Source organism: Streptomyces sp. NPDC049040 (assembly GCF_043197715.1).
In the GTDB taxonomy this organism is placed as follows: domain Bacteria; phylum Actinomycetota; class Actinomycetes; order Streptomycetales; family Streptomycetaceae; genus Actinacidiphila.
Window position 1 is genome coordinate 117,411 of the sequence record NZ_JBICTO010000012.1, and the last position, 23,022, is coordinate 140,432.

The window sequence follows — 23,022 nt, forward strand, 5'->3', positions numbered from 1 at the left end:
GCCCCCGCGGGGCCGCCACCGACCGGTGGCGGCCCCGCCTTCGTCGTGCCCGGGAGGCGTCTCTGCGGGCCCGTTGCCCGGAAAGCAGGGCGATTTCGCGGTTTGCCGGACCGGTCCCCTGCCGGGCGTTTACGATCCCCATTCCGATCAGTGACAGGACGTACGGGCCCGGTGACGGTCCGGAGTACCGGGGGATGCGGGCGGATGACGGACGCCAGGGTCAGGCTGCACGGCCGTGAACGGGTGGTGGACTGGGCCAGGTCCGCACTGGTGCGCCGCGGGGTGCCGGACAGGCCGCTGCCGATCATGCTGCTCGCCGGCCCGCGCGGGGCCGGCGGCTCGGTACTCCTCGACGCGATGTGGACCGACTTCTCCGGCGACTGCCTCAGCGTGCGGCTCGACCTGCGCTCGGCGCAGGGCGTCGAGGACATCGTGCTGGCGGCCGTACGCGGGCTCGGGCGGCGCATCGCGGGCATCAGGGCGATCGACTTCCCGCGTACCGGGATGCTGCTCAAGGCGCTGAGCTACGTCGACAGCGGCGGCGGGCGCAACGCCTTCGAGGCCTATCTGCGGGCCGACCCGCAGGACGCCCAGGTGCAGTCGGCGCTGAACGACTGGGGAGCCAGGGCCGCGGTACTGCTCGCCCCCGAGCAGCGCGGGCTGCTGGATGTGCTGACCGGACTGCTGGGCGCCCTGCACTCCGCGGTGGGCAGGCAGCGGAACACCAAGGCGCTGCGCTGGCTGGCAGAACGCGGCGACGGCGGGCGGGAGTACGAGTCGCTGTGGGAGCTCTACCGGCAGCACCACGGGCAGGACGCGCCGGCCGGCACCCCGCGGGTCGTGGCACGGACGCTGTGCGCGGCGCTGCTCGCGGACCTGCGCGCCGACTTCAACGACTCCTGGCCGCGCATGCAACGCCCGCGGAACTGCCTGCTGTTACTCGACGACGCGGGCGGCAGGACCGCCGACCTCTTCCTCGAACTCCTCGCCGAATGCCGCAGCGAGAGCGCCGCCGCCGGCGAACGCCCGGACCCCGCGGTGGTGGTGGCCGTACAGCGCGGCCGGGTGCGCCCCGAGGCCGAGCGGCTGCTCGACCCGACCGACGAGCGGCTGCAGTTCGGGGTACGCCACCCGCTGGCGCCCGGCGGCGCCGGGTACCCGGTGTGGTGGTATCCGGTGGCGCTCGCCGACCTCAACGGCGAGCAGGTGCTCGCACTGTGCACGAGCAGCGTGCTGGGGCGGCACAACCGCGACGCCGACTTCCTCTACGAACTCACCGGCGGGCACCCCGAGTCCACCGACCGCCTCGCCCACCTGCTGGCCCGTTTCGGCCGCACTCCCCCGCGTGACCCGCGCCGCCCGCCCGCGGAGGCACCCGAGCCCTTCGACCCGCGCAGGCTGCCGGTCGAGCGGCTCACCGCCGACCAGCCGCTGCCCGAGCACTGGCCGCCGGCGGGGCGGGCCGGCACCACCGTCGAGGACTACCTGCTCAAGCAGGCGCTCGCCGACCATGTGACCCTGGCGCCCGACGGCACGCTCGCGCCCGACGGCAACACGGTGCTCGACGCGATGGCGGCGCTGGCCGCGACACCCGCCCTGCGCCGCGGCGCCTGCAACGCGGCGCTGCACTATCTGGGATGGACCGGGGTGGACGCCGACTCCGCGCAACTGCGGCTGACCGCCTCGATGTGGCTGGACGAGACCCCCGACGGCGACGCCCTGCGGCTCCACCCGCTGGCCGCACTGCTGCTGCGGCGCTGGCTGGCGCGCAGGCCGGACACCTGGCAGGCGGTGCACATGGGCTACGCGGCGCACTACTCGAACCGCACGGACGCGCCGCTGCGGCACCACCACACCCTGGCGCAGGTCGCGCCGGGCCGGCGCGAGCCGCTGACCACGGTCGTGGGGTACCTGGACGACGAACACCAGCGCACGTCCACGCAGTCCTGGCTGGAGGTGCTCGACCAGGTGACCGCGGCCCCCAACCGGCTGGCCACCGACCTCGATCCGCGGACCTTCGTCACCTCGCTCGCCGGCGCGGCGGAGGCCCGGGACCGGCGGCGGGCCATCACCCGCCTCACCGTGGCCCGCTGGCTGCACGCCGACCGGTGCTTCGACCCCGCGCACCGGCTGGCCGGGACCATCGCGGACGAGTACGAGCACCTGGCGGAGATCACCACGGACAACGAAGCGCTCTACCGGCAGGCGGGGAAATACCGCCGTGTCGAGAACAACTGGAAGGACTGACGTGGCATTCCTCGCTCCGTTACGCGCGTACCTCGCGCACCTGCCGGTCGGCGCCAGGAGGCTGCTGGCGGCGGTCTGCGTGCTGGCGCTCGCCGGGGTCGCCTACGGCGTCTACGTGCCGATCCACGACCTGCTGGACAAGCCGTGCATGCGCAAGGGCGCCACCGCCGTCACCCACCACGGCCCGAACGGCGAGTGCGTGGGCGTCACCGACGGCTCCTTCGTCTTCCACCCCTCGATGCAGGCCGTGGAGAAGGCGATCAGGAAGGAGAACCGCGACATCGTCGAGCACCACGCGAACAACTACGTCAGCGTGGTGGTGCTGCTGCCGATATCGGCCGACAAGGGCAGCATCCTGTCGATGCCGAACGCCGTGGAGCAGATCGCCGGCGCCTTCACCGCCCAGCACTACGCGAACCGCAACAACGTCGAGGGCATCACCCCGTACGTCCAGCTGCTGATCGGCAGCGACGGCTACCAGGCCAACGCCTGGCAGACCCCGGTGTCCACCCTCGTGAAGGACGAAGGGCTGCACGTCGCGGCGGTCACCGGCTTCGGCCTGAGCCTGGCCGGCACCGAGAGCGCGATCAGGGAACTGGCCGCGCACAGCATCCCCAGCTTCGGCGCGACCCTCACCACCGACAGCTACAGCAACATCAAGGGCTTCGTCCGCGTCTCGCCGAGCAACGCGGACAACATGGCCGCGGCCCTGTCCTACGTCGAGACCGACTACAAGCGGGCGGTGCTGGTCGAGGACGGCAACGCCGGTGACAGCTACGACGTCACGCTGGTCAGCGGCTTCCGGAAGTTCTCCGCCATACAGGACCACCAGATCGTCAGCGTGGAGGCGTACGACACCACGGAGCGGGACCGGGACGGGCAGTCGGCGGAGGAGCGCAGGCAGCACCAGACGGAGGTCGCCACCCGGATCAGCCAGATGACCACCGACATCTGTGCCGCGCAGCCCGCCGTGGTGCTCTTCGCCGGCCGCGGGCAGGACCTCGGGGTGCTGGTGCACGCGTTCTCCCACACCTGCCTCGACAAGCAGATCCGCATCGTCAGCGGCGACGACGTGACCAACCTGCCGGACAGCCCCCAGTTGCGGGCCGACCTGAGCGGCCATGTCACCGTCGACTACGCGGGCACGGCCCACCCCGGCGAGTGGACGGCGAGCGCCGGGCACGCCCTGGGCCACAGCGCCGACGAGAAGGAGGGCGCGCAGGGCTTCGGGATCTTCCAGACCGCCTTCCGGCCGCTCTTCCCCCGCGGCTACCTCGGCGACGGCAGCTCGATGATGTCCTTCGACGCCGTCCTGACCGCCACCTCGGCGATCCGCCTCACCGAGCAGAAGCAGCCCCGACCGGACGCGGTGTTCAACGAGTTGGGGGCCCTCCAGGGCGCGCACAAGGTGCTCGGCTCCAGCGGCCCGATCCAGTTCACCGCCAACTACCAGACCAGCCACACCGGCAGCAATCCGGTCGGCAAGCCCATCCCGATCATCCGCCTGGCACCGAAGGGCGACCCCCTCGTCATGGCGGTGAAGTGGCCCGAGTCGGCGCCGCCGGTGGGCTGACCCTCCGGCGGGGCGGTCGGCTAGGGTACGGACGAGATCACGGCCCCGGGCCGGAGGGGGAGAGACGGTGCAGGCGAGCCCGCGAGAACCGGCTGCCGACGGGCCGGTGGCGCCGTCCGCGGTGACATCCGTCGTGGTGCACTCCTCGGGTGCGGTCTGCACCCGGCTGGCCCGCATCGACCTGCCGCCCGGCGACGGCACCGCGCCCGTACGGATCACCGGCCTGCCACCGACCCTCCACGAGGACTCGCTGCGCGGCCGGATCGTGTCGGGGCCGCCGGGGCTGCGGGTCACCGACATCCGGGTCGAACTCGGCGCGGCGCTGCGGCGCGGCGACGAACTGCCGCGGCTGCGGCTGGACCTGGAGGACGCGGAGGACCGGCAGTCGCGGCTCGGCGACCGCAGGAAGCGGCTGTCCGACGAGATCGAGGAGGTCGCCGCCCTGCGCGCCGAGCCGCCGGCCCCGCGCCGCGGCGACCCGCCCCGCTGGGCGCCGGTCGAGTCGATCCTCGCGCTCGCCGGCTTCGTCGACACCCGGCTCGCCGCACTGCACCGGCGGCTGCGCACCGTCGAGGAGGAACTGGAGCGGGCGGAGCACGAGTCGGACGTCCTGCGGCACCGGCTGGCCGAGGCGTCGAGCGCGGTCGCCACCGACCGGGCGGAGCCCTCGGCCACGGCGGTCGTGACACTGGCCCACCCGGCACCGGGCGGCGACAACGAGGCCCCGGCCGCCGGCGATGCCGCCGGCGCCCCCGCGGCAGGTGACCGGGCGGCGGACCAACCCGACTCCGTCGAGCTGGAGTTGGAATACCACGTGCCCGGCGCCACCTGGGCGCCCGTCTACCAGTTGCGGCTCGACGGGCGCAGCGGCGCCGGGACCCTGGTGCTGCGGGCGTGCGTGGCGCAGCGGACCGCGGAGGACTGGTCGGGAGTGCGGCTCGGCCTGTCCACCGCCGACCTGCTGCGCCGGGCCGACCTGCCGGAGCTGCGCTCGCTGCGGATCGGCCGGCGGCAGGAGGAGCCACCCAGCCTGAGCTGGCGCGAACCGCCCGCAGGGCTCGCCGACCTCTTCACCGGATACGACGCCGCCGCCCCTCCCCAGCCCGCGCCGCGCCCGATGCCGCCGCCCGCCGCTCCGATCGCCGTCTCCGCTCCCGCACCCCAGCCCGCCGGCGGGTACGGATCCGCGCCGGACCTGGCCGCCGAATACCAGAGCCTCGCCGGCGGCGCCCCCTTCGCCCCCGCCGCCCGCTCCCGCGGCCGGGCGGTGCCTGCCGCACCCGGCGCCTCGGCCCCCGGCGGCGCCGACGGCTACGGCGGTGCCGCGCAGGCGGCAGAGGCCGCGCCTGCCGCGCCGGGCGCCGACCTGCTGGACTACGCCCGGCTGACCCTCGCCGGCCCGGACGCGCCGGAAGGCCGCGGCACGCTGCGGCCGGGGACCGCGGCCGTGCACCCGGTCGCCGCCGAATACCGCAGGCGGGCCGGCACCGTGGCCGCGCTCGCCCGGCCCGCGCACGCGGTGGACGTCCGCACCTCGGCCGGGTCCTTCGACTACCGCTTCGACACCGCGGCCCCCGTGGACGTCGCGGCCGACGGCCGCTGGCACACGGTCCCGGTGAGCGAGGTGCCGGTGAGCACCGAGTTCGAGTACGTGTGCGTGCCGGCCGTCGATCCGGCGGTCTTCGGCACCGTCCTGGTCACCAACACCTCGTCGCACGCCCTGCTCGCGGGGCCCGTGGACGTCATGGTCGACGGCGACTTCGTCCTCACCGCCCCGCTGCCGACCCTCGCCCCCGGCCAGCGCCAGGCGGTCGGCGTGGGCGTCGCGGAGAGCGTACGGGTCGCGCGGCGGGCGCACATGCGCGAGTCGACGGCCGGGCTGCGCGGCGGCACCACCGTGCTCGACCACTCCGTGGAGATCGACGTCGCCAACCGGCTCCCGTACCCCGTCGTGGTCCAGGTGCGCGAGCGCGTACCGGTGTCGACGGACAAGGACGTGCGGATCGAGGAGCACAAGGCGCGCCCGCCGTGGACCGCGCCGGAACGTCCCGTCGACGGCCAAGAGGGCGACTTCGTCCGCGGGGTGCGCAGCTGGCGGGTGGCGCTGGAACCGGGCGGCACCACGACCCTCAACGGGGGTTATGAGATACGCGTGCCCGCGGGCAAGGCCGTCGTCGGCGGCAACAGGAGGAACTGACGGTGGACGACGCACCCCGCACCCCCGGGACCGGCCCGACCCGTCCGGAGGACGCCGAAGCCCCGGACGCGCCGCCCGAGTTGACCGCGCTGCCGATCACCGCGGTCACCTGCATGGAGGACCGGGCCCAGATCGAGCGGGCCGGCAGCGTCCGGCTCGGCGCGGGCGTCGGCAGGCTGCGGATCGGCCCCGTCACCCCGCTCACCGCGGACCGCTCGCTGCGGGCCGACTTCGCCGCGGACAGCGGCGCCCGGGTGGTCGACGCCCGTGTCGTCCGCACCTACACGCCCACCCCGCCGGGCGAACCCGGCCGGGAGGCCTCCGAACTGCGCCGCGAAGTCCACCAGCTGGAGCAGGAGCTGGCCGACGCCAAGCTGCTCCGCCAGCGGCTCGACAGCGCGCTCGCGGTGGTCGGTCAGGCGAGGACCGACCTGCACCGGGACATCGTGCAGGGTGCGGGCGGCGGCGACGCCGACCCGGAGCGCTGGGCCGACCGGCTCGACCGGGTCGAGCAGGAGGCCGAGCCGCGGATCGGTGAACTCCACAAGCTGCGCCGCAGGCTGCACGACATCGAGGAGGAACTGCGCGAGGCCCGCCTGGCGTTGGCCGTCGTGGAGACCGCGCCGCAGCAACTGACCGCGCATCTGGACCTGGTGGTCGAGGCGGAGAGGGACGGCACAGCGGAATTGCGGGTGACGGGCCTGGTGCCGTGCGCCCTGTGGCGGCCCGCCTACCGGGCGACGCTCGCCGCCGACCGTGCCTCCGTCCGGGTCGAGACCGACGCCTTCGTGTGGCAGGAGACCGGTGAGGACTGGACCGGGGTCCGGCTGACGCTGTCCACCGCCCGCCCCACCCTGGCGGCGAGCCCGCCGGTGCTGGCCGACGACGTGCTGACGCTGCGGGACCGCTCGGTGGAGGAGCGCCGCACCGTCGAGGTGAACCTGCGCGAGGAGGAGATCCGCACCGTGGGCGGCACGTCCCCGGCCGCGCCCGCGGGGCTGCCGGGCCTGCACGACGGCGGCGACGTCCGGGTGCTGGCGGCGCCGCATCCGGTCAGCGTGCCCTCCGACCACCGCCCGCACCGGGTGCACGTCACGTCCTTCGCGGCGCCCTGCACCGTCGAGGACACCTGCGCCCCCGAACTGTCGCCGCTGGTGGTGGCCACCGCCCGGCTCACCAACACCTCGGGCCATGTGCTGCTCGCAGGGCCGGTCGACCTGGTGCGCGGCAGCGGCTTCGTCGGCCGCGGGAGGCTCGACTTCGCGGGCGCGGGCGAGGAGTTCGAGGTCGCCTTCGGCAGCGAGGACACCTTCAGGGTCGTCCGCCACACCGAGGAGAGCCGCGACACCACGGGCCTGGCCGCGATCAACCAGCGCACCGTACTGACCCGCAGGGTCCGGCTGTTCGTTTCCCGGCTGGACGCGCGGCCCGGCGCCCCTGAGCGCCGGATCACCGTGCGCGAGCGGGTGCCGGTCTCCGAGGTCTCCGCCGTCGAGGTCGATGTGCGCACCGCCGACTGCCGCCCCGCGCCCGACACCCTGGACGACGAGGGCATCGCCCGCTACGAGTTGCGGCTCGGCCCTGGCGAGCACCGCGAGATCGAGCTCGTCTACGACATCACCGCGGCCGCCTCGGTGACCGGCCTGTGAACTGCCCCCGCCCGCCGGGCGGGACCGGGGCGCGCATCGGCCCGTGCCGTCCGCCCCTTCGCCCGCGCGCGGGCTGGGGAGCGGACGGGGGCGGCCTCAGCCGTGCTGCCGGAGCCGGGCGGTGAGCAGGTTGGGGTCCTGCTCGGTGTAGGCGGCGGAGGGGACGTGGACGGTGCTGCCGTCCACGGCCACCGCGGTCGGGTTCCTGAGGCCGTCCTCCGCGGACAGCACGACCGTGTGGCTGCCGTCCGGCTCGATCAGGGCCACCTGGTCGGGGGCGTTGAGCGCGGCGAGGATGCGGTCGCCGTGCGGGAGGAAGTCGAAGTCGTCGACACCGGCCAGGCCGTCGGCCACCGTCCTGGGCGCTCCCGCCGCGCCGGTTCGGGTGACGGGGTAGCGCAGGACGGTGCCGCGGTCGAGGTTGGAGGCCCAGACGGCGCCGTCGTGGACCTTGATGCCGTTGGCGCCGAGGAAGCCGGTCGAGGCCAGCTCCGGCCCCGCCGCCCAACTCGTCGGCGTGCCGCCGCTGGTGGGGACGCGCCAGATGACGCCGCGCACGGAGTCGGTGGCGTAGAGCTGCCGGCTGTGCGGGTCGAGGGCCAGGCCGTTGGGCAGCCCGTCGGCGGGCAGGGCGGCGATCCGGTGCGGGGTGCCGCCGGGGTTCAGCCGCCACACGCCGGTCAGGTCGGCGGTGCCGGTCGCGTACAGGAAGTACAACGTGCCACCAGGGGCCAGGACCAGGCCGGTGACCAGGGGGAATTTCAGGACCGGGGTGTTCGCGCCGCCGTCCGCCGGCAGCGGCAGGGTGGCCAGTACGTGGATCGCGCCGCGGTGGTCGATCCGGACGATCTGCCGGGCGCCGGCGAAGGACAGGTCGACGGCGCCGTCCGGCTCCACGACGATGTTCTCCGGCATCTGCCCGGCAGACAGGTCGAAGTGGGAGGTGACACGGGCCTGCGAGACGGTGGCGGTGCGGGCGGCGGGCACGCCGGCCGCGGCGGGCCAGGCGACGGCGAGGCTCGCGGACGCCAGGACGCCGACCAGGAGGCTTCGTACGGACTTGGAGAGCACTTTTTCTTCCTTCTGCCGCGGGCCCCGCTTCTTCGGGGCCCGGTCGCTCCACTGTGCGGAGGCGCGGGACCTGGCAGCCAGCCCCGGCTCTGGCTATCCCCGGCAGGGTGCGGCAGGGCGGAGCCCGGCGGTGCACACTCGGGGCCATGGACGCACACGGTCAGCTCGGCACCTTCCTCCAGGCGCGCCGCTCGCAGTTGCAGCCGGCGGACGTGGGCGTGCCCACCTACGGCGACCGCCGCCGGGTACCGGGGCTGCGACGCGAGGAGCTGGCCCTGCTCGCGGGGGTCAGCCCCTCCTACTACGCCCGGCTCGAACAGGGCGCGTCCTGCCACGCGTCCGCCGCCGTGCTCGACGCGATCGCCGGCGCGCTGCGGCTCGACGAGGCCGAACGGCGCCACCTCGACGACCTGGCCGCCGCCTGCCGGCACCGCCGCACCCGCCGCAGGCCCGCACCGGAACAGCTCGCCCCCGCGACCCGCGAACTGGTCAGGGCGCTGGGCGGGGTGCCGCTCGTGGTGACCGGGCGCCGCAGCGACGTACTCGCCTGGAGCCCGCTCGGGCACGCCCTGCTGGCCGGGCATGTCGACCCCGCCGCCCCCGAACGCGGCGCGGACCGGCCCAACATGGCCCGGCTGGTCTTCCTCGACGCCCACACCCGCGAGCTCTACGCCGACTGGCCCGCCAAGGCCCGCGCGGTGGTCGGCAACCTCCGGCTGGCGGCGGGACGGCACCCGGACGACGACCGGCTGACCTCGCTGATCGGCGAACTCAGCACCCGCAGCCCCGACTTCGCCCGGCTGTGGGCCGACCATCGGATCCGCGCCTGCGACGTCGCCGCATACGACCTGCGGCACCCGCTGATCGGCTCGCTGACCGTCACCCAGCAGACCCTGACCGCGCCCGCGGCGCCCGAGCAGTCCCTCGTACTGGTCACCACCGCGGCCGGCTCCACCTCGGAGGCCGCACTGTCCCTGCTGACCCCGGCCACCGTTGCGGCCACCGCCGCCGCCCGGGTCTGAACCGGCCTGGTGGATCAGGGAAGTTGGCGTACCGCCCGCGGCTCCGCCGCGACCCTCAGCCGGGCCGCGTCCGCGCCCGGGGGCGCGCCGAACAGCCGTCGGTATTCGCGGGTGAACTGCGAGGGGCTGTCGTAGCCGACGAGGTGACCGACACCCGCGATGTCACCGGGCCGCACCGCCAGCAGTGAGCGGGCCTCCTGGAGCCTGATGCGCTTCTGGAACTGCAGCGGGCTCATCGCCGTGACCGCGCGGAAGTGCCGGTGGAAGGCCGAAGGGCTCATCGCGGCCAGCCGGGCGAGGTCGGCGATCCGCAGCGGCTCGGCGTAGTGGTCGCGGATCCAGCGGATCGCCCTGCCCACCATGGCCAGCCCGCTGTCGGCGCGGCCGATCTGCCCGAGCGCCCCCGCGTACGGTCCTGTGAGCAGCCGCCACATGATCTCCTGCTCGATCAGCGGGGCGAGTACGGGCACGTCGGCCGGGTGGTCGAGCAGCCGCAGCATCCGCACCACCGCGTCCAGCAGTTCGGGACCCGCGGGGCCCGTGGTGATCGCGGGCGGCCCCGCCGTGATGCGCGGGCGCGGCCGGGCCGGCGCGGCCAGCAGCAGCGGCGCGATGACCGCGGGGCGCAGCACCAGGCCCACCCCGAGCGCCGGGTTGCCGGGTCCCGCGCCGACGAAATGGCCGGTGACGGGGAGGTCGGCGGTCACCAGGAGGCACTGCCCGGCCGCGTACTCGAAGACCTGGTCGCCGAGCAGCAGCCGTTTGGCGCCCTGGGCCATGACGACCAGCAGCGGTTCGGTCAGCGAGTGGTCGGTGGCCGACGTCTCGGTCCGCGACAGCAGCAGCCCGTCGACCGGGGTCCGCAGGTCGGGGCGGGCGTGGGTGGTGACGAGACCGCGGATCTCGGCCAGCAGGCCGGTGGAGGTACGCACACCTCCACGGAAGCACCGGGTGCGCGGTGCGGCAAGCCCGATCGGGTCCAGGTCGGGAGGATCGTGCAAGAGCCCGCGCGGATCGGCCTACCCCGGCCGGCCGGCCGGCGGTTCGCTGGAGGTACCGGGAGAACCAGTGCAAGGAGCACCTCATGCCACTCGACCACTACCTCACCCTCGGCCGTTCAGGACTGCGGGTCAGCCCGTTCGCCCTCGGCGCGATGACCTTCGGCGAGGACCCCGGCGGCGCCGGGTGCAGCGTCGAGGAGTCCGGCCGGATCCTGTCGGCGTACCTCGACCTGGGCGGGAACTTCATCGACACCGCGAACTTCTACACCAACGGCCACTCCGAGAAGATCCTGGGCGACCACTTCGCGGCCCGCCCCGGCCGCCGCGAGCACGTGGTGCTGGCGTCGAAGTTCTTCGGCAACCTCTTCCCCGGCGACCCCAACGGCGGCGGCGCCGGGCGCACCTCGATCCGCGCCCAGCTCGACGCGACGCTGCGACGGCTGCGCACCGACTACCTCGATGTCTACTGGCTGCACAACTGGGACCGGCACACCCCGATCGAGGAGACCATGCGCACCCTCGACGACCTGGTCACCGAGGGGCGGATCCGCTACGTCGGCTTCTCCAACACCCCCGCGTGGGTCACCGCCCAGGCCCAGACCACGGCACTGCTCAGGGGCTGGAGCCCGCTGATCGCGCTCCAGGTCGAATACTCGCTGCTGGCCCGCACCGTCGAGGGCGAACTCGCCCCGCTGGCCCGGGACCAGGGCATGGCACTGGTGCCCTGGAGCCCGCTGCGGAACGGCTTCCTGTCAGGGAAGTACCGCCGCGGCACCCGGGTCACCGACTCCGCGAGGGCGGCCTACGTCGGCGGGCCCGACGAAGGCGAATACGCCGTCATCGACGCGGTCGCCGCCGTCGCCGACGAGCTCGGCACCAGTTCGGCCGCCGTCTCGCTGGCCTGGCTGCGGGCCCGCGAGGGCACCGTCGTACCGCTGCTCGGCGCCCGCAAGGTGGAGCACCTGACCACCAACCTCGCCGCCCTCGAACTGACCCTCACCCCCGAGCAGCTGCACCGCCTGGACGAGGTCTCCGCACCGGTCCTCGACTACCCCGCCCCGATGCACGGCGCGCAGCGCGCGATGCTCCAGTTCGCCGGCGCCACCGTCGACGGGGAGGCCTCGACGGTGTACCCGCCACTGCTCCAGAGCGACGTCCGCTACTGAGCGGGCCCCACGCGGGGTGCGACGGCCCGGGGCAGCGCCGTGGCCCGGGGGCGGGGGCTTGGCCCGGGGGCGGGGCTTGGCCCGGGGGCGGGGCTTGGCCCGGGGGCGGGGCTTGGCCCGGGGGCGGGGGCACGCCGTCCCCCGGCCCGAGGTGACCTCACCCGGCGAGGGGGGACGCGCCCGCATACGGGGAGTCGGCATCAGTACCGTCATCGGCGCAAACAGCCCAGACCACCTTGCCGACGCCATCGCGGTCGTTCACTCCCCAGCGCCCGCCGGTGATCACGTCCACCAAGGCCAGGCCCCGCCCGGATTCCGCGTCCGCGGAGGCCTCCCGCCGTTCCGGCTTGTCGACACCTGCGTCATGCACCTCGATCCGTACACCGCACCGCAAGCGCTCGAACCGTGTCCCGATCACGTGACCGCGCGGCTCACGAGCGTGCCGGACGCTGTTGGTCAGCAATTCGGAGACGACCAACTCGGCGGCGTCGGCGAGGTGTCCGAGACTCCAGGCCTCAAGGTGGCGAGCCAATAAGCGCCGCGCCCTGTCCACCGAACGGGGTCCGTGCGGCCACGACTTCACGACGACCGAGGGGTGTTCCCCGCCGATGGTCGCCGACGTACTCACGGTCATCGCGCGAACTCCGGTTCTTCGAAAGGGTGGTGATTGTGCTTGCGCATGTCGGCGCTCCTGGTGTGCGTGGGACACGCCGCGGATCGCCCCATGGCCGCGGGAGGTCCTGGGACGCCGAGGGCGGCGGCCAGCTCCGCGGCGGGACGCCGACTCACTGGCTTGAGCCACTTACTGGCTTGAGCCAGTGGAACACGCCCGATTCGACTGCGTCAAGCAACTGGCTCAAGCCAGTTGTTATATGCTCGCTCCATGACCTCACCCGACAACTCCGCACCGCAGCCGACCAGTAGGCGTATCGCCCAAGCCCTCCGGTCGGCGATCGAGCATGGTGAGCTGGCGGCCGGAGACAAGCTCCCCTCGGAGCGTGCTCTTGCAGAGGAGTACGGGGCGGCCCGCAACACAGCCCGCGAGGCCATCAGGCTGCTGTCGGAGCAGGGACTCGTCACCGCACACCACGGACGCGGCGTCTTCGTACGCGCGCCGCAGCGTCTCTTCCGCTTCGGGAGCGACCGCTATTCCTTCAGGAACCGCGAGACCGGACTCACTCCCTTCCGGCTGGAGGCCAAGCGTCAAGGGAAGACCGCTCGTGTCGACGTACTGAGCATCGCCCGGGAGATACCTCCGCCCGACGTAGCCGAGCGCCTCGAAGTCCCCGCCGACGAGGAGAGCGTCGTGCACCGGGAGAACCACTACTTCGCGGACGACGAGCCGGTCCAGATCGTCTCGACCTACCTCCGCTGGGACGAGGCGCAGGGGACCCTGCTGATGCAGCCGAAGGCAGGTCCCCACGGGATCTACGGCCGCCTCGAAGAACTGGGCCACATCATGAACCGTGTACGGGACGAGATCAGCGCCCGGATGCCGACCCCGGAGGAATCCACGCTCCTCGGGCTTCCGCCCGGCGTGCCGGTCCTCGAAGTGCTTCACACCAGCCTGGACCAGGACTTGCACCCGTTCGAGGTCTCCCGGTACGTGCATCGCGCCGATCGGACCGGACTGCTGTACGAACTGCCCGTCGAGTAGACCGATCCCCGCGTACGGGAGGCCCCGTGATCAGTCCGATTGTCCGAGCCGTCCAGGACGCCGACATCGCCGGGGCCGCGGCCGCGCTGGTCGAGGTGCATGCGACCGACGGCTACCCGGTCGAGGGCGTGGAGCGTCCGAAGGAGTGGATCAGGTCCTCCGCGGTCGCCCAGGCCTGGGTCGCCGAGATCGACCGGCGAATCGTGGGACACGTAGCGGTCATGAACTCGCGCGGGGAGGACGCGGTCGCGCTCTGGCACGCACGGAGCGCCAGTGATGAGGCTCACGTCGGCGTACTCGCCCGGCTCTTCGTCGTACGTGAAGCTCGCGGTCGCGCAGTCGGCGAGACGCTTGTGCGAGCAGCCATGGACTACGCCCGGCAGCGCTCCATGCGCCTGGTCCTCGACGTGATGACCAAGGACGCCGCGGCCATCCGCCTCTACGAACGCATGGGCTGGCTGGCGATCGGCAGGACAACCCATCGGTACGGAGACGGCCGGCAGATCGCCGCCGTCTGCTACGTCTCACCAGCCGGATAGCCGGGTCAGCCGGGGACGACCCGCGGCCTCCGGGGCGCACACGGTCGGCGGCCCTCAGGCCGCCGGGCGGTCGTTGCCGAGCAGGTCGGCGTCGACTACCGTCGTCACCGTGCCCCAAGCAACGAGGCTGTACTCCCGCCTCCACGTCGACCTTCAGCGGTCGGCCAGCGCACTGTGTCTCTAGTGCTGTGACCTGGAAGGTCCGCCGGCTCGCGACGCCCCGCACCGCGTCTTCCGGTGTTGCCGGAGCAACCGAGTAGGCCCGCTGCGCGGCAGATCCGGCGCCTTGCGACGCACGGCACATGCCGCCGCGAGCTTCCGGCGGACCCTCCCGGTCACGGCACCAGCCCCGTCCGAGCCGTAGTCCCGGCCGGCGGCCGCCCCTCGCGCACGTGCGCTCCCCGCGCTGCCGCGACGGCGCCTTCCGTATCCGCACCGCGGAGATCTCTCTTCTGACACCCGGCAGGGTGCCCGGCCTCGCCGCGCCCTGCCCAGCAGCGCATCGGAGTCCCGGCATGAGCGAAGAATTCCTCTGGTACATCCCCAACACCGTCGAGCCCGGCCATCGCGGCGACGACACGAGCACCGGCTGGGGCACGCTCGACTTCTCCACCGAACTCGCCCTGGCCGCCGAGGCACACGGCTGGGGCGGGGCACTGATCGGGACGGGCTGGGGGCGGCCGGACACCTTCACCGTGGCGACCGCGCTCGCCGCCCGCACCACCACCTTCCAGCCGCTGGTGGCGATACGGCCCGGCTACTGGCAGCCCGCGCACTTCGCCAGTTCAGCGGCCACGCTCGACCGGCTCAGCGAGGGCCGGCTGCTGATCAACATCGTCAGCGGCCTGGACGACGCGGCCGCGTACGGCGACGGTGAGGTCGATCCGGCCCGCCGCTACGACCGCACCAGGGAATTCCTGCAGCTGGTCAGGCGGCTGTGGACCGAGCAGGACGTCACCTTCAAGGGCGACTTCTTCCAGGTCGAGGGCTCGACGGTGAGCCCGCGGCCGCACGGCGCGGAGCACGGCCGCACCCCGCGGCTCTACTTCGGCGGGGCCTCGGCGGCGGCCGAGCGGGTGTCGGCCGCGGAGGCCGACGTGCAGCTCTTCTGGGGTGAGCCCCTCGACGGTGTGGCCGAGCGGATCGACCGGCTCAAGGCGCTGAGCGCGTCGCTCGGCCGCGAGCACGCCCCGCTGGAGTTCGGCCTGCGGATCACGACCCTGGTCCGCGACACCACCGAGGAGGCCTGGCGGGACGCCGAGGCGAAGGTGGCCTCGATGGCGGAGCGCGCCGACCCGACCATCACCCGGGAGCGGCGCCGGGCGGTCGGCCAGCAGCGGCTGCACGACCTGGCGGAGCGCGGTGAGGTGCTGGACTCGTGCCTCTACACCACGCCGGGCCGGTTCGGCGGCGGCGGCGCGGGGACCACCTGGCTGGTGGGCTCGCCCGACGACGTGGCCGAGGCGCTGCGGGCGTACGGCCGGCTCGGCATCACGCACTTCGTGCTGTCCGACACCCCCTACCGGTCGGAGATCGCCCGGATCGGCGACCAGCTGCTGAGCCGGCTGAGGGAGCGGAACCCGGTCTGACGGGCCCCGCTCCCGGTGGTGCTGCCCACTCGGGCAGCCTGCCGGTCGCCTACCGAAGGCCTACCCGGCCTACCGGGCTTACCGCCAGTCGTAGCGGTAGGCCCGGTAGGTGTTCACCCCGGCCGGGAAGCGGGCGTGGAAAAGCAGCTCGCCCTTCCGGCCGAACTCCGAGACGTAGGGCAGCGATCCCCAGCCGACGACGATGTGCCCGTTGGCCAGCGGCTGCGCGTTCCCCTGCGAGGAGGCGGTCAGCAGGTCCGGCTGGTCGTCGGAGGCCACCAGGGTCGCGGTGTGCGTGCGGGAGTCCAGCCGTACGGTGACCACCCGGCTGTACGGCAGCTCCGAGACGGCGCCGGAACCGGTGTTGGCCACGCCGGCGGACTCGTTGTCGAAGAAGGTGTAGAGGCCGTTGCCGAGCGGCTGCGGGTCGTGCTGCCAGGCGAAGATCCGGTCCTTGTCGTTCAGTACCTGCCCGGGTGCGGCCTTCAGCGTGAACGAGCTGTTCTTGCCGCCGAGTTGCCACAGCACGCGGCCGGTGCGGTGCGAGATCTCGTAGGCCGTCCAGGTGTTGCGGGCGTCGAGCAGCAGATTGCCGCCTGCGTCCGGCTTGACCGCGTTGATGTGGAACCAGTCCCACGGGGTGCTCGCCGACGCGGGCAGCGGCTGCTCGCTCTGCGAATACGGCACGTGGTCCGCGCTGTTCCACTCGAAGAGGACCTTGCCGGTGCGGATGTCGACCTCCTGCACGATCCCGTCGATGACCTTCTGGTCGGCGGGGCCGCCGATGGAGCGGAGGTCCGCGGTCTTGACCGCGTAGGCCAGGATCAGCGCGGTGTTCCGCGCGGTGATGAGGAATTCGTGGCCGTCTGCGGAGTAGCCGTTGCCCGCGCGGACTTCGGCGATCTTCCGGTAGTGGTCGTCGTAGATGTAGTCGACCCCTTCCGCTACGCCGCCGAGGCCGGTGCCCTGCCACCAGGTCAGCACCGGCTTGCCCCGGTAGGTCTGCTTGCGGAAGTCGGCGGCGGACTGGCCCGCGGGCACGGCGTGCGACCAGACCGTCTTCCTGCCGTCCTGGCTGAGGATCTCCACGCCGCTCGCGTACTGCCCGGCGATGCCCGACGGCGACACGAACAGGTCACCGCGGGTGGTGCCCGGCTTGTCGGTCAGCACGGTGACCGGTGCGAGCGGCAGGCTGCCGGCCGGTGCGGAGGCGGCCGGGGAGTCGGCGGGGGTGTCGGCCGGGGAGGTCGCGTAGGCGCCGGTCGCGGGCAGTGTCGCGGCGAGCGCGGCGGCGGCCGCGGCGGCCACCGCGTACCGGGTCAGGGTGTTCTTTCGCATGGTGATCCTTCGGGAAGCAGGCAGCCGGAAGCGAGGCCGGGCCTGGGGGCGGGGAGGTGCCGCCGTCCAGGCGTGCGAGGGCATGGCGGCATGCCTCGGCACCGCGGATCCGCGACGGAGCGCGGAACGCGTGAGTGGGCGGGGCAGGCCGCGGCCCGACACGGGCAGAACGGCGGGTGATCAGCGGGTCAGGGTGTACGGACCCGCCGGGGCCGCGTCATGCGCGGCGGAAAAGGTTGCTCAGCGGGAGCAACAGGCAGCGGAACAGACCCGCATGAGGTCGATGTGACCGCGAGTCGTCAGGGTACGCAGGAGCTGCCGCATGCCGAGGAAGCTAGCCGGACGCCGAGGTGCACGTCAACGCACGTCCGCATCCTGACCGTTCGGCCGAGAGCCCGGTCGGAGGGGGCGGCGGGCCAGCGGCCGCGGGACCCGGCGGCGAGGCCCGGCGCCGGGGCGGGACCCGGCCGCGCAAGGGGTCCGCACGCGCGCGCCCGCGGCGCCCGGCCGTACGGGGCCGGCGCCGCGGGCGGGTGCGGTACGAAGCGGATGGGTCAGGCGGGAGTCGGACGCCCTGCCCTTCCGCCGGGGGTCACGCCCCCGTTCACGGCCCGGGGCCGGACAGCCCCGCTCACGGCCGGGGCCACGCGGGCGTCGGACAGCCCGCCCTCACAGCCGGGGCCACGCGGGGGCCGGACAGCCCCCGCTCACAGCCGGGGCCACGCGGGCGTCGGACAGGCCGCCCTCACGGCGCGGATCAGGCGGCGCCGCCGTTGACGTAGAGGGTCTGGCCGTTGGTCCAGCGGCCGGACGGACCGGCGAGGAAGGCGACGGGGCCGGCGATGTCCTCGGGGGTGCCGAGCCGCTCCATCGGGTTGAGGCCCGCGATGTGGTCGATGACCTCCTGCGGCTTGCCCTCGAAGAAGAGCGGCGTGGCGGTCGGGCCGGGTGCGACGGCGTTCACGGTGATGTCGCGGCCGCGCAGCTCCCTGGCCAGGATCAGCGTCATCGCCTCGACGGCGCCCTTGGACGCGGCATAGGCGGTGTACCCCGGCTGCTGGAGGCGGGTGACGGAGGTGGAGATGTTGATCAGCGCACCGCCGGGGCGCAGCCGGCGCGCGGCCAGCTGGGAGACGACGAAGGTGCCGCGGATGTTGACCCGGTGCATGCGGTCCAGGTCGGCGAGGTCCAGCTCGGCGAGCGGTACGACCACCATGAGGCCCGCGGTGTTGACCACGACGTCCACCCCGCCGAACTCCTGCTCGGCCCGGTCGAACGCGGCGGCCATCTGCGTCTCGTCGGCGACGTCGGCCTGGACGGCGATCCCCCGGCCGCCGGCGGCGGTGACAGCCGCGAGCGCCTCCTCGGCGCGCTGCCTGCCACCGCTGTAGAGCAGGACGACCGCCTGCCCCTCGGCGGCGAGCCGCTCGGCCACCGCGCGGCCTATGCCGCCAGAGCCGCCGGTGACCAGGGCGACCCGGTCGGCCGGTGCGGGCCTGCCGCCGCTCACCTCTGCCGTCGGAGTGGTTGTCATGGCGGTGCCTCCTCGCGCGAAACATGATGTGGACGGTCCGTCCACATCGGTAAATGTAGACTGGTCGTCCATATAAGGCAAACAGCTGACGCGGCCAGCGGACGCACCCGCCGAACACCCCCGTCTGAAACGGACGCCGGACGCGGAACGCCGGACGCTGGACGCGGACGCCAGACGCGGACGACAGCCGGACACCCCCGACCCGGACCACGACCTGGAGAACGCGATGACCGCAGAGGCCGCCGCCTCCCGCCCCGGGCGGGGCCGCCGCCCCGCCGCCGAGGTCCGCGCCGCCGTCCTCGCGGCGGCGGGCACGATGCTGCTGGAGAACGGCCTGCGCGACATCACCTTCGAGAAGGTCGCGACCCGGGCCGGCGCCAGCAAGATGACCCTCTACAAGTGGTGGCCCTCACCGGGCGCGCTGGCCTTCGACGCCTACTTCGCCGCGACCGAGCAGACCCTCGCCTTCGACGACACCGGCGACCTGGAAAGCGACCTCACCGGGCAGCTGCACGCCTTCGTCGGCTTCCTCACCTCACGGGAGCACGGCCCCGTCGTCGCGGAACTCGTCGGCGCCGCCCAGTCCGACCCCGACCTCGCGGCGGCCTTCACCGAGCGCTACACGCTCCCCCGCAGGGCACTGGCGGTCGCCCGGCTGCGCAGCGCGAGGCTCGTCGGCCAGATCCGGCCCGACGTCGACCTCGAATCCGTCGTCGACCAGCTCTGGGGCGCCTGTTACCACCGCCTGCTGCTGCCCGCCCGCCCGCTGGACACGGAGTTCGCCGACACCCTCGTACGCAATCTGCTGGCCGGCATCCGCCCGCGGGACTGACCCCCACCGCCGGGCCGCGGACCGCCCGCCGCAGGGCCGCGGGACGCGGCGGCCGACCTCGTCCCGTGGGCGGGTCTTCCCCGGATCGACCACTGATGGCCATTACACCTTTCCTGCCGGAGCGGGACGCTGCTGCGGGTTCGCCTACGCGCCTCCCGTCCACGCTCGACCCTCCGGAAGGAATCACGCATGTCCGACGACGCCTCACAGGGGCTCACCCGACGCCGACTTCTGGGCTCCGCCGCCGTCGCGGGCGGCCTCGCCGCCACCGCGTCGGTCCTGCCTCCCAACCTGGCCAGGGCCGCCGCCGCCGAGCCCAGGCACGGCGGCAGCCTGCGCGACATCGAGCACGTGGTGATCCTGATGCAGGAGAACCGCAGCTTCGACCACTACTTCGGCACCCTCTCCGGTGTACGCGGCTTCGACGACCCGCACGCGCACCGCCTGCCGAACGGGCGCCCGGTCTTCTACCAGCCCGACGCCGTCAACCCCGACGGCCACCTGCTGCCCTACCGCCTCAACACCAAGCTCACCGCCGCCCAGGCGATACCGTCGACCAGCCACGCCTGGGGTGCGCAGCACGCCGCCTGGAACGGCGGCGCGATGGACGCCTGGATGCCGGCCCACCGGGCGGCCGACGGGGACAAGAAGGCCCCGTACGTGATGGGTTACCTCACGCGCGAGGACATCCCCTTCCACTACGCGCTCGCCGACGCCTTCACCATCTGCGACGCCTACCACTGTTCCGTGATGGGCCCGACGCACCCCAACCGCTACATGCACATGACCGGCACCATCGATCCCGACGGCCTGGCCGGCGGCCCCGCCCTGGACAACAACGCGGCGAACAACGTCTACTCGTGGACCACTTACCCCGAGCGCCTGGAGGCCGCCGGGGTGAGCTGGAAGTTCTACCACGAGCCCGACGACGGCCCTGGCGGCAAGCCGACCGGCCTGCCCTTGCTGACCAAGATGACGCAGTACCAGGCGGCCACCGAGGGCACCCCGCTCTACGAGAAGGCGCTGCGCCCCTCCGCCATGGGCCAGTTCGAGTACGACGCGATCAACGGCAAGCTGCCGAAGGTCAGCTGGCTCATGCCGCCCACCCTCTACGACGAGCACCCGGCGCGGATGCCCGCGGCCGCCGCGAACTGGCTCGCAGGGAAGATCGAGGCGCTCGCCACCAACCCCGAGGTGTGGGCGAAGACCGTCTTCATCCTCAACTACGACGAGAACGACGGCCTGTTCGACCACGTCGTACCGCCCACCCCGCCCGCGGGCACGGCCGCCGAGTTCGTCACCAAGACCTCCCCCACCGGAGTGGCCGGCGGCGGTCTGCCGATCGGCCTCGGCTTCCGGGTGCCCGCCCTGATCATCTCGCCCTGGACGGTGGGCGGCTGGGTCGCCTCCGAGACCTTCGACCACACCTCGGTCCTCCGGTTCCTGGAGCGGGTCACCGGTGTCGCGGAGCCGAACATCAGCCAGTGGCGCCGCCGCACCTGCGGTGACCTGACCTCGACGCTGCGGATGGACCAGCCCCGCCGCCCCATGCCCGACCTGCCGGGCACCGGCGCCGCCTACAGCCTGGCGCAGTACGAGGCCGCGAACCTCCCGATGCCGACCGTGCCCGCTCGCCAGGAGGTCCCGCACCAGGAGCACGGCCACCGGCCCCGTATCTGACCGCACCGGCCCACCACCGCGGGCGTCATCCGCAGGACCGGGGACGAGCCCCCTTTCGTCACCGCCTTGACAGGTGACGCCCACGGTGCGAACCTGTGCTCACCAGGCGCGGAAGCGCCGGCAGCACAGAGCGGAGGGCGACGATGGAGAGCAGCAGCACCAAGGACAGCGCCTCGGCGGCACGGCAGGCGCGGTTCGGGAGCCTGCCCGAGCGCATCCGGTTCGAGGACATGGTCATCGAGCAGCGGGTCGGCTCGAATGATCCGGCCGGGGACGGCTACTCCCCCGAGAAGTCCTGGATCTCCTACTCCTGCCTGGCCCTCGACCTGGGCCTCTAGCCCCTGTCCGCCCCTCGGCCCGGGCGCAGGCCTGTCCGCCTTCGGCCTGGCCGCCGCCCGGCCGAAGGTGCCGCGGGCGCTGACAAGCCGCGGCGCCTGACGCTATGCTCACCGCGATGACGAAACGATCTCCGCACAGATTGGGGGCCCCGTTCTCGCAAGGTGAGTGCTGATGCTCACCCGGATCGCGAACGAGGACTCCCGGCTTTCCCTGTGGCTGCACGTGCGCATGTACGCCGTGCCGGCCCCCATGATCGAGACTGCGACAGCCCGGCGGCTCGCCGGTGACTGGGCGGGCGCTTGCGCCGCGGCGCGTCTCGACGTCGACCTCACTCCCCGCTCCGTCGCCCGCACCCATGGCCGGGAAACCGCCGCGCGCGTACGGGCCGATCTGCGGCGGCTGGCTCCCGACCTGCTGCGCTGGCACATGCCCAGGGTCGCTCCAGACGGGGTGCTCCGCCCGGGGCTGACCCTGCAGCTGGCCCGCTACGACACCGAGGAAGGCCCGCTGCGCCTGGTCGCCAGGACGCCGCCGGGCTGGGCGGACGCCGGGCAGCGGATCAGCCTCGCGCTGTGGGACGGCAGCCGGGACCGGCCCGGCGCCCGCCGCCATCCGCACCCCCGCCCCGACCGGCGCTTCCGGTTCGACCTGCACCGGCACCTGTGGGACGCGGAACGCTCCGGTGAGCTGCCGGCCCGTTCCGGGTCCCGGCCGCAGGACGGTGCGGGACGCCACCCCCTGATCCCGCACGGCCCCGGCTGCGCGGTGGACCGCTGGGCGGCCGAGGCGGCGATCCTGCTGCGGGCAGAAGGCCGGTCCCGCGGCGCCGTCGCCGTACGGCTCGGCGGCCGCAACCGGCTGGTCCTGCACGTGGACCCCGACATCAGCGGGCCACCGCCGCCCGTACCGCGGATCACGCCATGGCCCGCCGGCGGGGACACCGCGGCGCTGCCGCTCCTGCCGGACGCGGCGACCTGGGTGCCACCCGACCTGGAACTGCTGAGGGCCGGGCTGATCGAGAAGGACCTGCTGCACCCGCTGGTCGCCGCGGCACTCAGCCCCGGGTGGACGCCCGGCCGATCGCCCACCCGGGACGGACCGGGGCGACCACGGCTCGTGGAGTGCCGGGGGGAGCGGCATCGGATCGGCCTGGTCGACGGGGTGCTGACCGCGCTCGACCACGGCCGGGACGAGATCCGCAGGGAGGAGCTGCTCGCCGAGCTGACCGGCACACCTCTGCCCTGCCTCCAGGCCATCGACACCGCCCACCGGCAGCCGGACTGCCTGGCCGACGTGCGCGGGCGCCTCGACCACGGCGACACCGCAGCCGCACTGGCCGCCGTGGAGAGCCTGATCGGCCCGGACGCGCAGCCACGCGACGGCGCGCTGCGGGACGAGCTGGCGACCGCGGCGGAGCGCCGGCTCGCCCACGCGCTCTACCGGGCGGACCTGTGGAACCCGTGGCCGGGACCGAGGACCGGTCCCGTGCCCCGCCTCGCCCCGCACGAGGACAGCCGCACCGGCCACCGCTCCCGCCCACGCCTCGCGCACGCCCGCTGAACGCCTGAGGCCCGACTCCTGACGCCCG

Annotated in this window: 19 protein-coding genes; 14 read left to right on the plus strand and 5 right to left on the minus strand. The window is 73.7% G+C overall.

Going from position 1 to position 23,022, the window contains the following annotated elements; all coding sequences use genetic code 11:
- Positions 1–204: 204 nt before the first annotated feature.
- The 4 genes from ACGFMP_RS26635 (at position 205) to ACGFMP_RS26650 (ending at position 7,666) form a co-directional block, all read left to right on the plus strand.
- Entirely contained in the window at positions 205–2,247 is a 2,043-nt protein-coding gene (locus tag ACGFMP_RS26635) for an ATP-binding protein (protein WP_393675520.1), read from the plus strand.
- Between the two features lies 1 nt (position 2,248).
- Complete coding sequence (locus ACGFMP_RS26640) at positions 2,249–3,820, plus strand: ABC transporter substrate-binding protein (RefSeq protein WP_393675521.1); 1,572 nt, start codon at positions 2,249–2,251, stop codon at positions 3,818–3,820.
- Between the two features lie 67 nt (positions 3,821–3,887).
- On the plus strand, positions 3,888–6,017 hold the full coding sequence (locus ACGFMP_RS26645; protein ID WP_393675522.1) for a DUF4139 domain-containing protein: 2,130 nt from the start codon (positions 3,888–3,890) through the stop codon (positions 6,015–6,017).
- Between the two features lie 2 nt (positions 6,018–6,019).
- The gene (locus tag ACGFMP_RS26650; protein WP_393675523.1) at positions 6,020–7,666 is read left to right on the plus strand and encodes a mucoidy inhibitor MuiA family protein; all 1,647 of its coding nucleotides are present in this window, start codon (positions 6,020–6,022) and stop codon (positions 7,664–7,666) included.
- A gap of 96 nt (positions 7,667–7,762) precedes the next feature.
- On the opposite strand, the gene ACGFMP_RS26655 is transcribed toward ACGFMP_RS26650, so the two are convergent.
- Positions 7,763–8,737 carry an SMP-30/gluconolactonase/LRE family protein gene (locus ACGFMP_RS26655; RefSeq protein WP_393675524.1) on the minus strand — a complete coding sequence of 325 codons (975 nt, stop codon included), beginning with the start codon at positions 8,735–8,737 and terminating at the stop codon, positions 7,763–7,765.
- Between the two features lie 146 nt (positions 8,738–8,883).
- On the opposite strand from ACGFMP_RS26655, the gene ACGFMP_RS26660 reads away from it, so the two are divergent.
- Entirely contained in the window at positions 8,884–9,759 is an 876-nt protein-coding gene (locus ACGFMP_RS26660) for a helix-turn-helix domain-containing protein (protein WP_393675525.1), read from the plus strand.
- Between the two features lie 14 nt (positions 9,760–9,773).
- Here ACGFMP_RS26660 and ACGFMP_RS26665 read toward each other — a convergent pair whose 3' ends face one another.
- A complete protein-coding gene (locus tag ACGFMP_RS26665) occupies positions 9,774–10,691 on the minus strand; it encodes an AraC family transcriptional regulator N-terminal domain-containing protein (RefSeq protein ID WP_393675526.1) in 918 nt (305 codons plus the stop codon).
- 152 nt (positions 10,692–10,843) lie between these two features.
- Between ACGFMP_RS26665 and ACGFMP_RS26670 the strand changes: the two genes are divergently transcribed.
- Positions 10,844–11,926, plus strand: a complete 1,083-nt coding sequence (locus ACGFMP_RS26670; protein WP_393675527.1) for an aldo/keto reductase — start codon at positions 10,844–10,846, stop codon at positions 11,924–11,926.
- A gap of 157 nt (positions 11,927–12,083) precedes the next feature.
- On the opposite strand, the gene ACGFMP_RS26675 is transcribed toward ACGFMP_RS26670, so the two are convergent.
- On the minus strand, positions 12,084–12,560 hold the full coding sequence (locus ACGFMP_RS26675) for an ATP-binding protein (RefSeq protein WP_393675528.1): 477 nt from the start codon (positions 12,558–12,560) through the stop codon (positions 12,084–12,086).
- A 249-nt stretch (positions 12,561–12,809) separates the two neighbouring features.
- On the opposite strand from ACGFMP_RS26675, the gene ACGFMP_RS26680 reads away from it, so the two are divergent.
- The 4 genes from ACGFMP_RS26680 to ACGFMP_RS26695 all read left to right on the plus strand — a co-directional run bounded on the left by ACGFMP_RS26680 (position 12,810) and on the right by ACGFMP_RS26695 (position 15,711).
- Positions 12,810–13,583: a GntR family transcriptional regulator gene (locus ACGFMP_RS26680; RefSeq protein ID WP_393675529.1), complete on the plus strand. Its 774-nt coding sequence runs from the start codon at positions 12,810–12,812 to the stop codon at positions 13,581–13,583.
- A 26-nt stretch (positions 13,584–13,609) separates the two neighbouring features.
- Positions 13,610–14,122: a GNAT family N-acetyltransferase gene (locus ACGFMP_RS26685; protein WP_393675530.1), complete on the plus strand. Its 513-nt coding sequence runs from the start codon at positions 13,610–13,612 to the stop codon at positions 14,120–14,122.
- A 109-nt stretch (positions 14,123–14,231) separates the two neighbouring features.
- On the plus strand, positions 14,232–14,306 hold the full coding sequence (locus tag ACGFMP_RS26690; protein WP_393675601.1) for a putative leader peptide: 75 nt from the start codon (positions 14,232–14,234) through the stop codon (positions 14,304–14,306).
- A 331-nt stretch (positions 14,307–14,637) separates the two neighbouring features.
- The gene (locus ACGFMP_RS26695; protein ID WP_393675531.1) at positions 14,638–15,711 is read left to right on the plus strand and encodes an LLM class flavin-dependent oxidoreductase; all 1,074 of its coding nucleotides are present in this window, start codon (positions 14,638–14,640) and stop codon (positions 15,709–15,711) included.
- Positions 15,712–15,789: 78 nt separating this feature from the next.
- Here the strand turns inward: ACGFMP_RS26695 and ACGFMP_RS26700 are convergent, their stop codons facing one another.
- Positions 15,790–17,049, minus strand: a complete 1,260-nt coding sequence (locus tag ACGFMP_RS26700) for an arylsulfotransferase family protein (RefSeq protein ID WP_393675532.1) — start codon at positions 17,047–17,049, stop codon at positions 15,790–15,792.
- Positions 17,050–17,806: 757 nt separating this feature from the next.
- Positions 17,807–18,583 (minus strand): SDR family oxidoreductase, encoded by a 777-nt coding sequence (locus ACGFMP_RS26705; protein ID WP_393675533.1) that lies wholly within the window; start codon positions 18,581–18,583, stop codon positions 17,807–17,809.
- Between the two features lie 226 nt (positions 18,584–18,809).
- Between ACGFMP_RS26705 and ACGFMP_RS26710 the strand changes: the two genes are divergently transcribed.
- From ACGFMP_RS26710 to ACGFMP_RS26725, 4 genes are all read left to right on the plus strand, one after another.
- A complete protein-coding gene (locus ACGFMP_RS26710) occupies positions 18,810–19,415 on the plus strand; it encodes a TetR/AcrR family transcriptional regulator C-terminal ligand-binding domain-containing protein (RefSeq protein WP_393675534.1) in 606 nt (201 codons plus the stop codon).
- Between the two features lie 189 nt (positions 19,416–19,604).
- Entirely contained in the window at positions 19,605–21,095 is a 1,491-nt protein-coding gene (locus ACGFMP_RS26715; RefSeq protein WP_393675535.1) for an alkaline phosphatase family protein, read from the plus strand.
- 143 nt (positions 21,096–21,238) lie between these two features.
- Entirely contained in the window at positions 21,239–21,433 is a 195-nt protein-coding gene (locus ACGFMP_RS26720) for a hypothetical protein (RefSeq protein ID WP_393675536.1), read from the plus strand.
- Positions 21,434–21,605: 172 nt separating this feature from the next.
- On the plus strand, positions 21,606–22,994 hold the full coding sequence (locus ACGFMP_RS26725; RefSeq protein WP_393675537.1) for a hypothetical protein: 1,389 nt from the start codon (positions 21,606–21,608) through the stop codon (positions 22,992–22,994).
- Positions 22,995–23,022 lie beyond the last annotated feature (28 nt).

Coding starts and splice junctions, on each gene's coding strand:
- ACGFMP_RS26695 (WP_393675531.1), top strand. CDS start 14,638: ATGAGCGAAGAATTCCTCTGGTACATCCCCAACACCGTCGAGCCCGGC.
- ACGFMP_RS26670 (WP_393675527.1), top strand. CDS start 10,844: ATGCCACTCGACCACTACCTCACCCTCGGCCGTTCAGGACTGCGGGTC.
- ACGFMP_RS26705 (WP_393675533.1), bottom strand. CDS start 18,583: ATGACAACCACTCCGACGGCAGAGGTGAGCGGCGGCAGGCCCGCACCG.
- ACGFMP_RS26635 (WP_393675520.1), top strand. CDS start 205: ATGACGGACGCCAGGGTCAGGCTGCACGGCCGTGAACGGGTGGTGGAC.
- ACGFMP_RS26710 (WP_393675534.1), top strand. CDS start 18,810: ATGACCGCAGAGGCCGCCGCCTCCCGCCCCGGGCGGGGCCGCCGCCCC.
- ACGFMP_RS26700 (WP_393675532.1), bottom strand. CDS start 17,049: ATGCGAAAGAACACCCTGACCCGGTACGCGGTGGCCGCCGCGGCCGCC.
- ACGFMP_RS26715 (WP_393675535.1), top strand. CDS start 19,605: ATGTCCGACGACGCCTCACAGGGGCTCACCCGACGCCGACTTCTGGGC.
- ACGFMP_RS26720 (WP_393675536.1), top strand. CDS start 21,239: ATGGAGAGCAGCAGCACCAAGGACAGCGCCTCGGCGGCACGGCAGGCG.
- ACGFMP_RS26660 (WP_393675525.1), top strand. CDS start 8,884: ATGGACGCACACGGTCAGCTCGGCACCTTCCTCCAGGCGCGCCGCTCG.
- ACGFMP_RS26680 (WP_393675529.1), top strand. CDS start 12,810: ATGACCTCACCCGACAACTCCGCACCGCAGCCGACCAGTAGGCGTATC.
- ACGFMP_RS26675 (WP_393675528.1), bottom strand. CDS start 12,560: ATGACCGTGAGTACGTCGGCGACCATCGGCGGGGAACACCCCTCGGTC.
- ACGFMP_RS26725 (WP_393675537.1), top strand. CDS start 21,606: ATGCTCACCCGGATCGCGAACGAGGACTCCCGGCTTTCCCTGTGGCTG.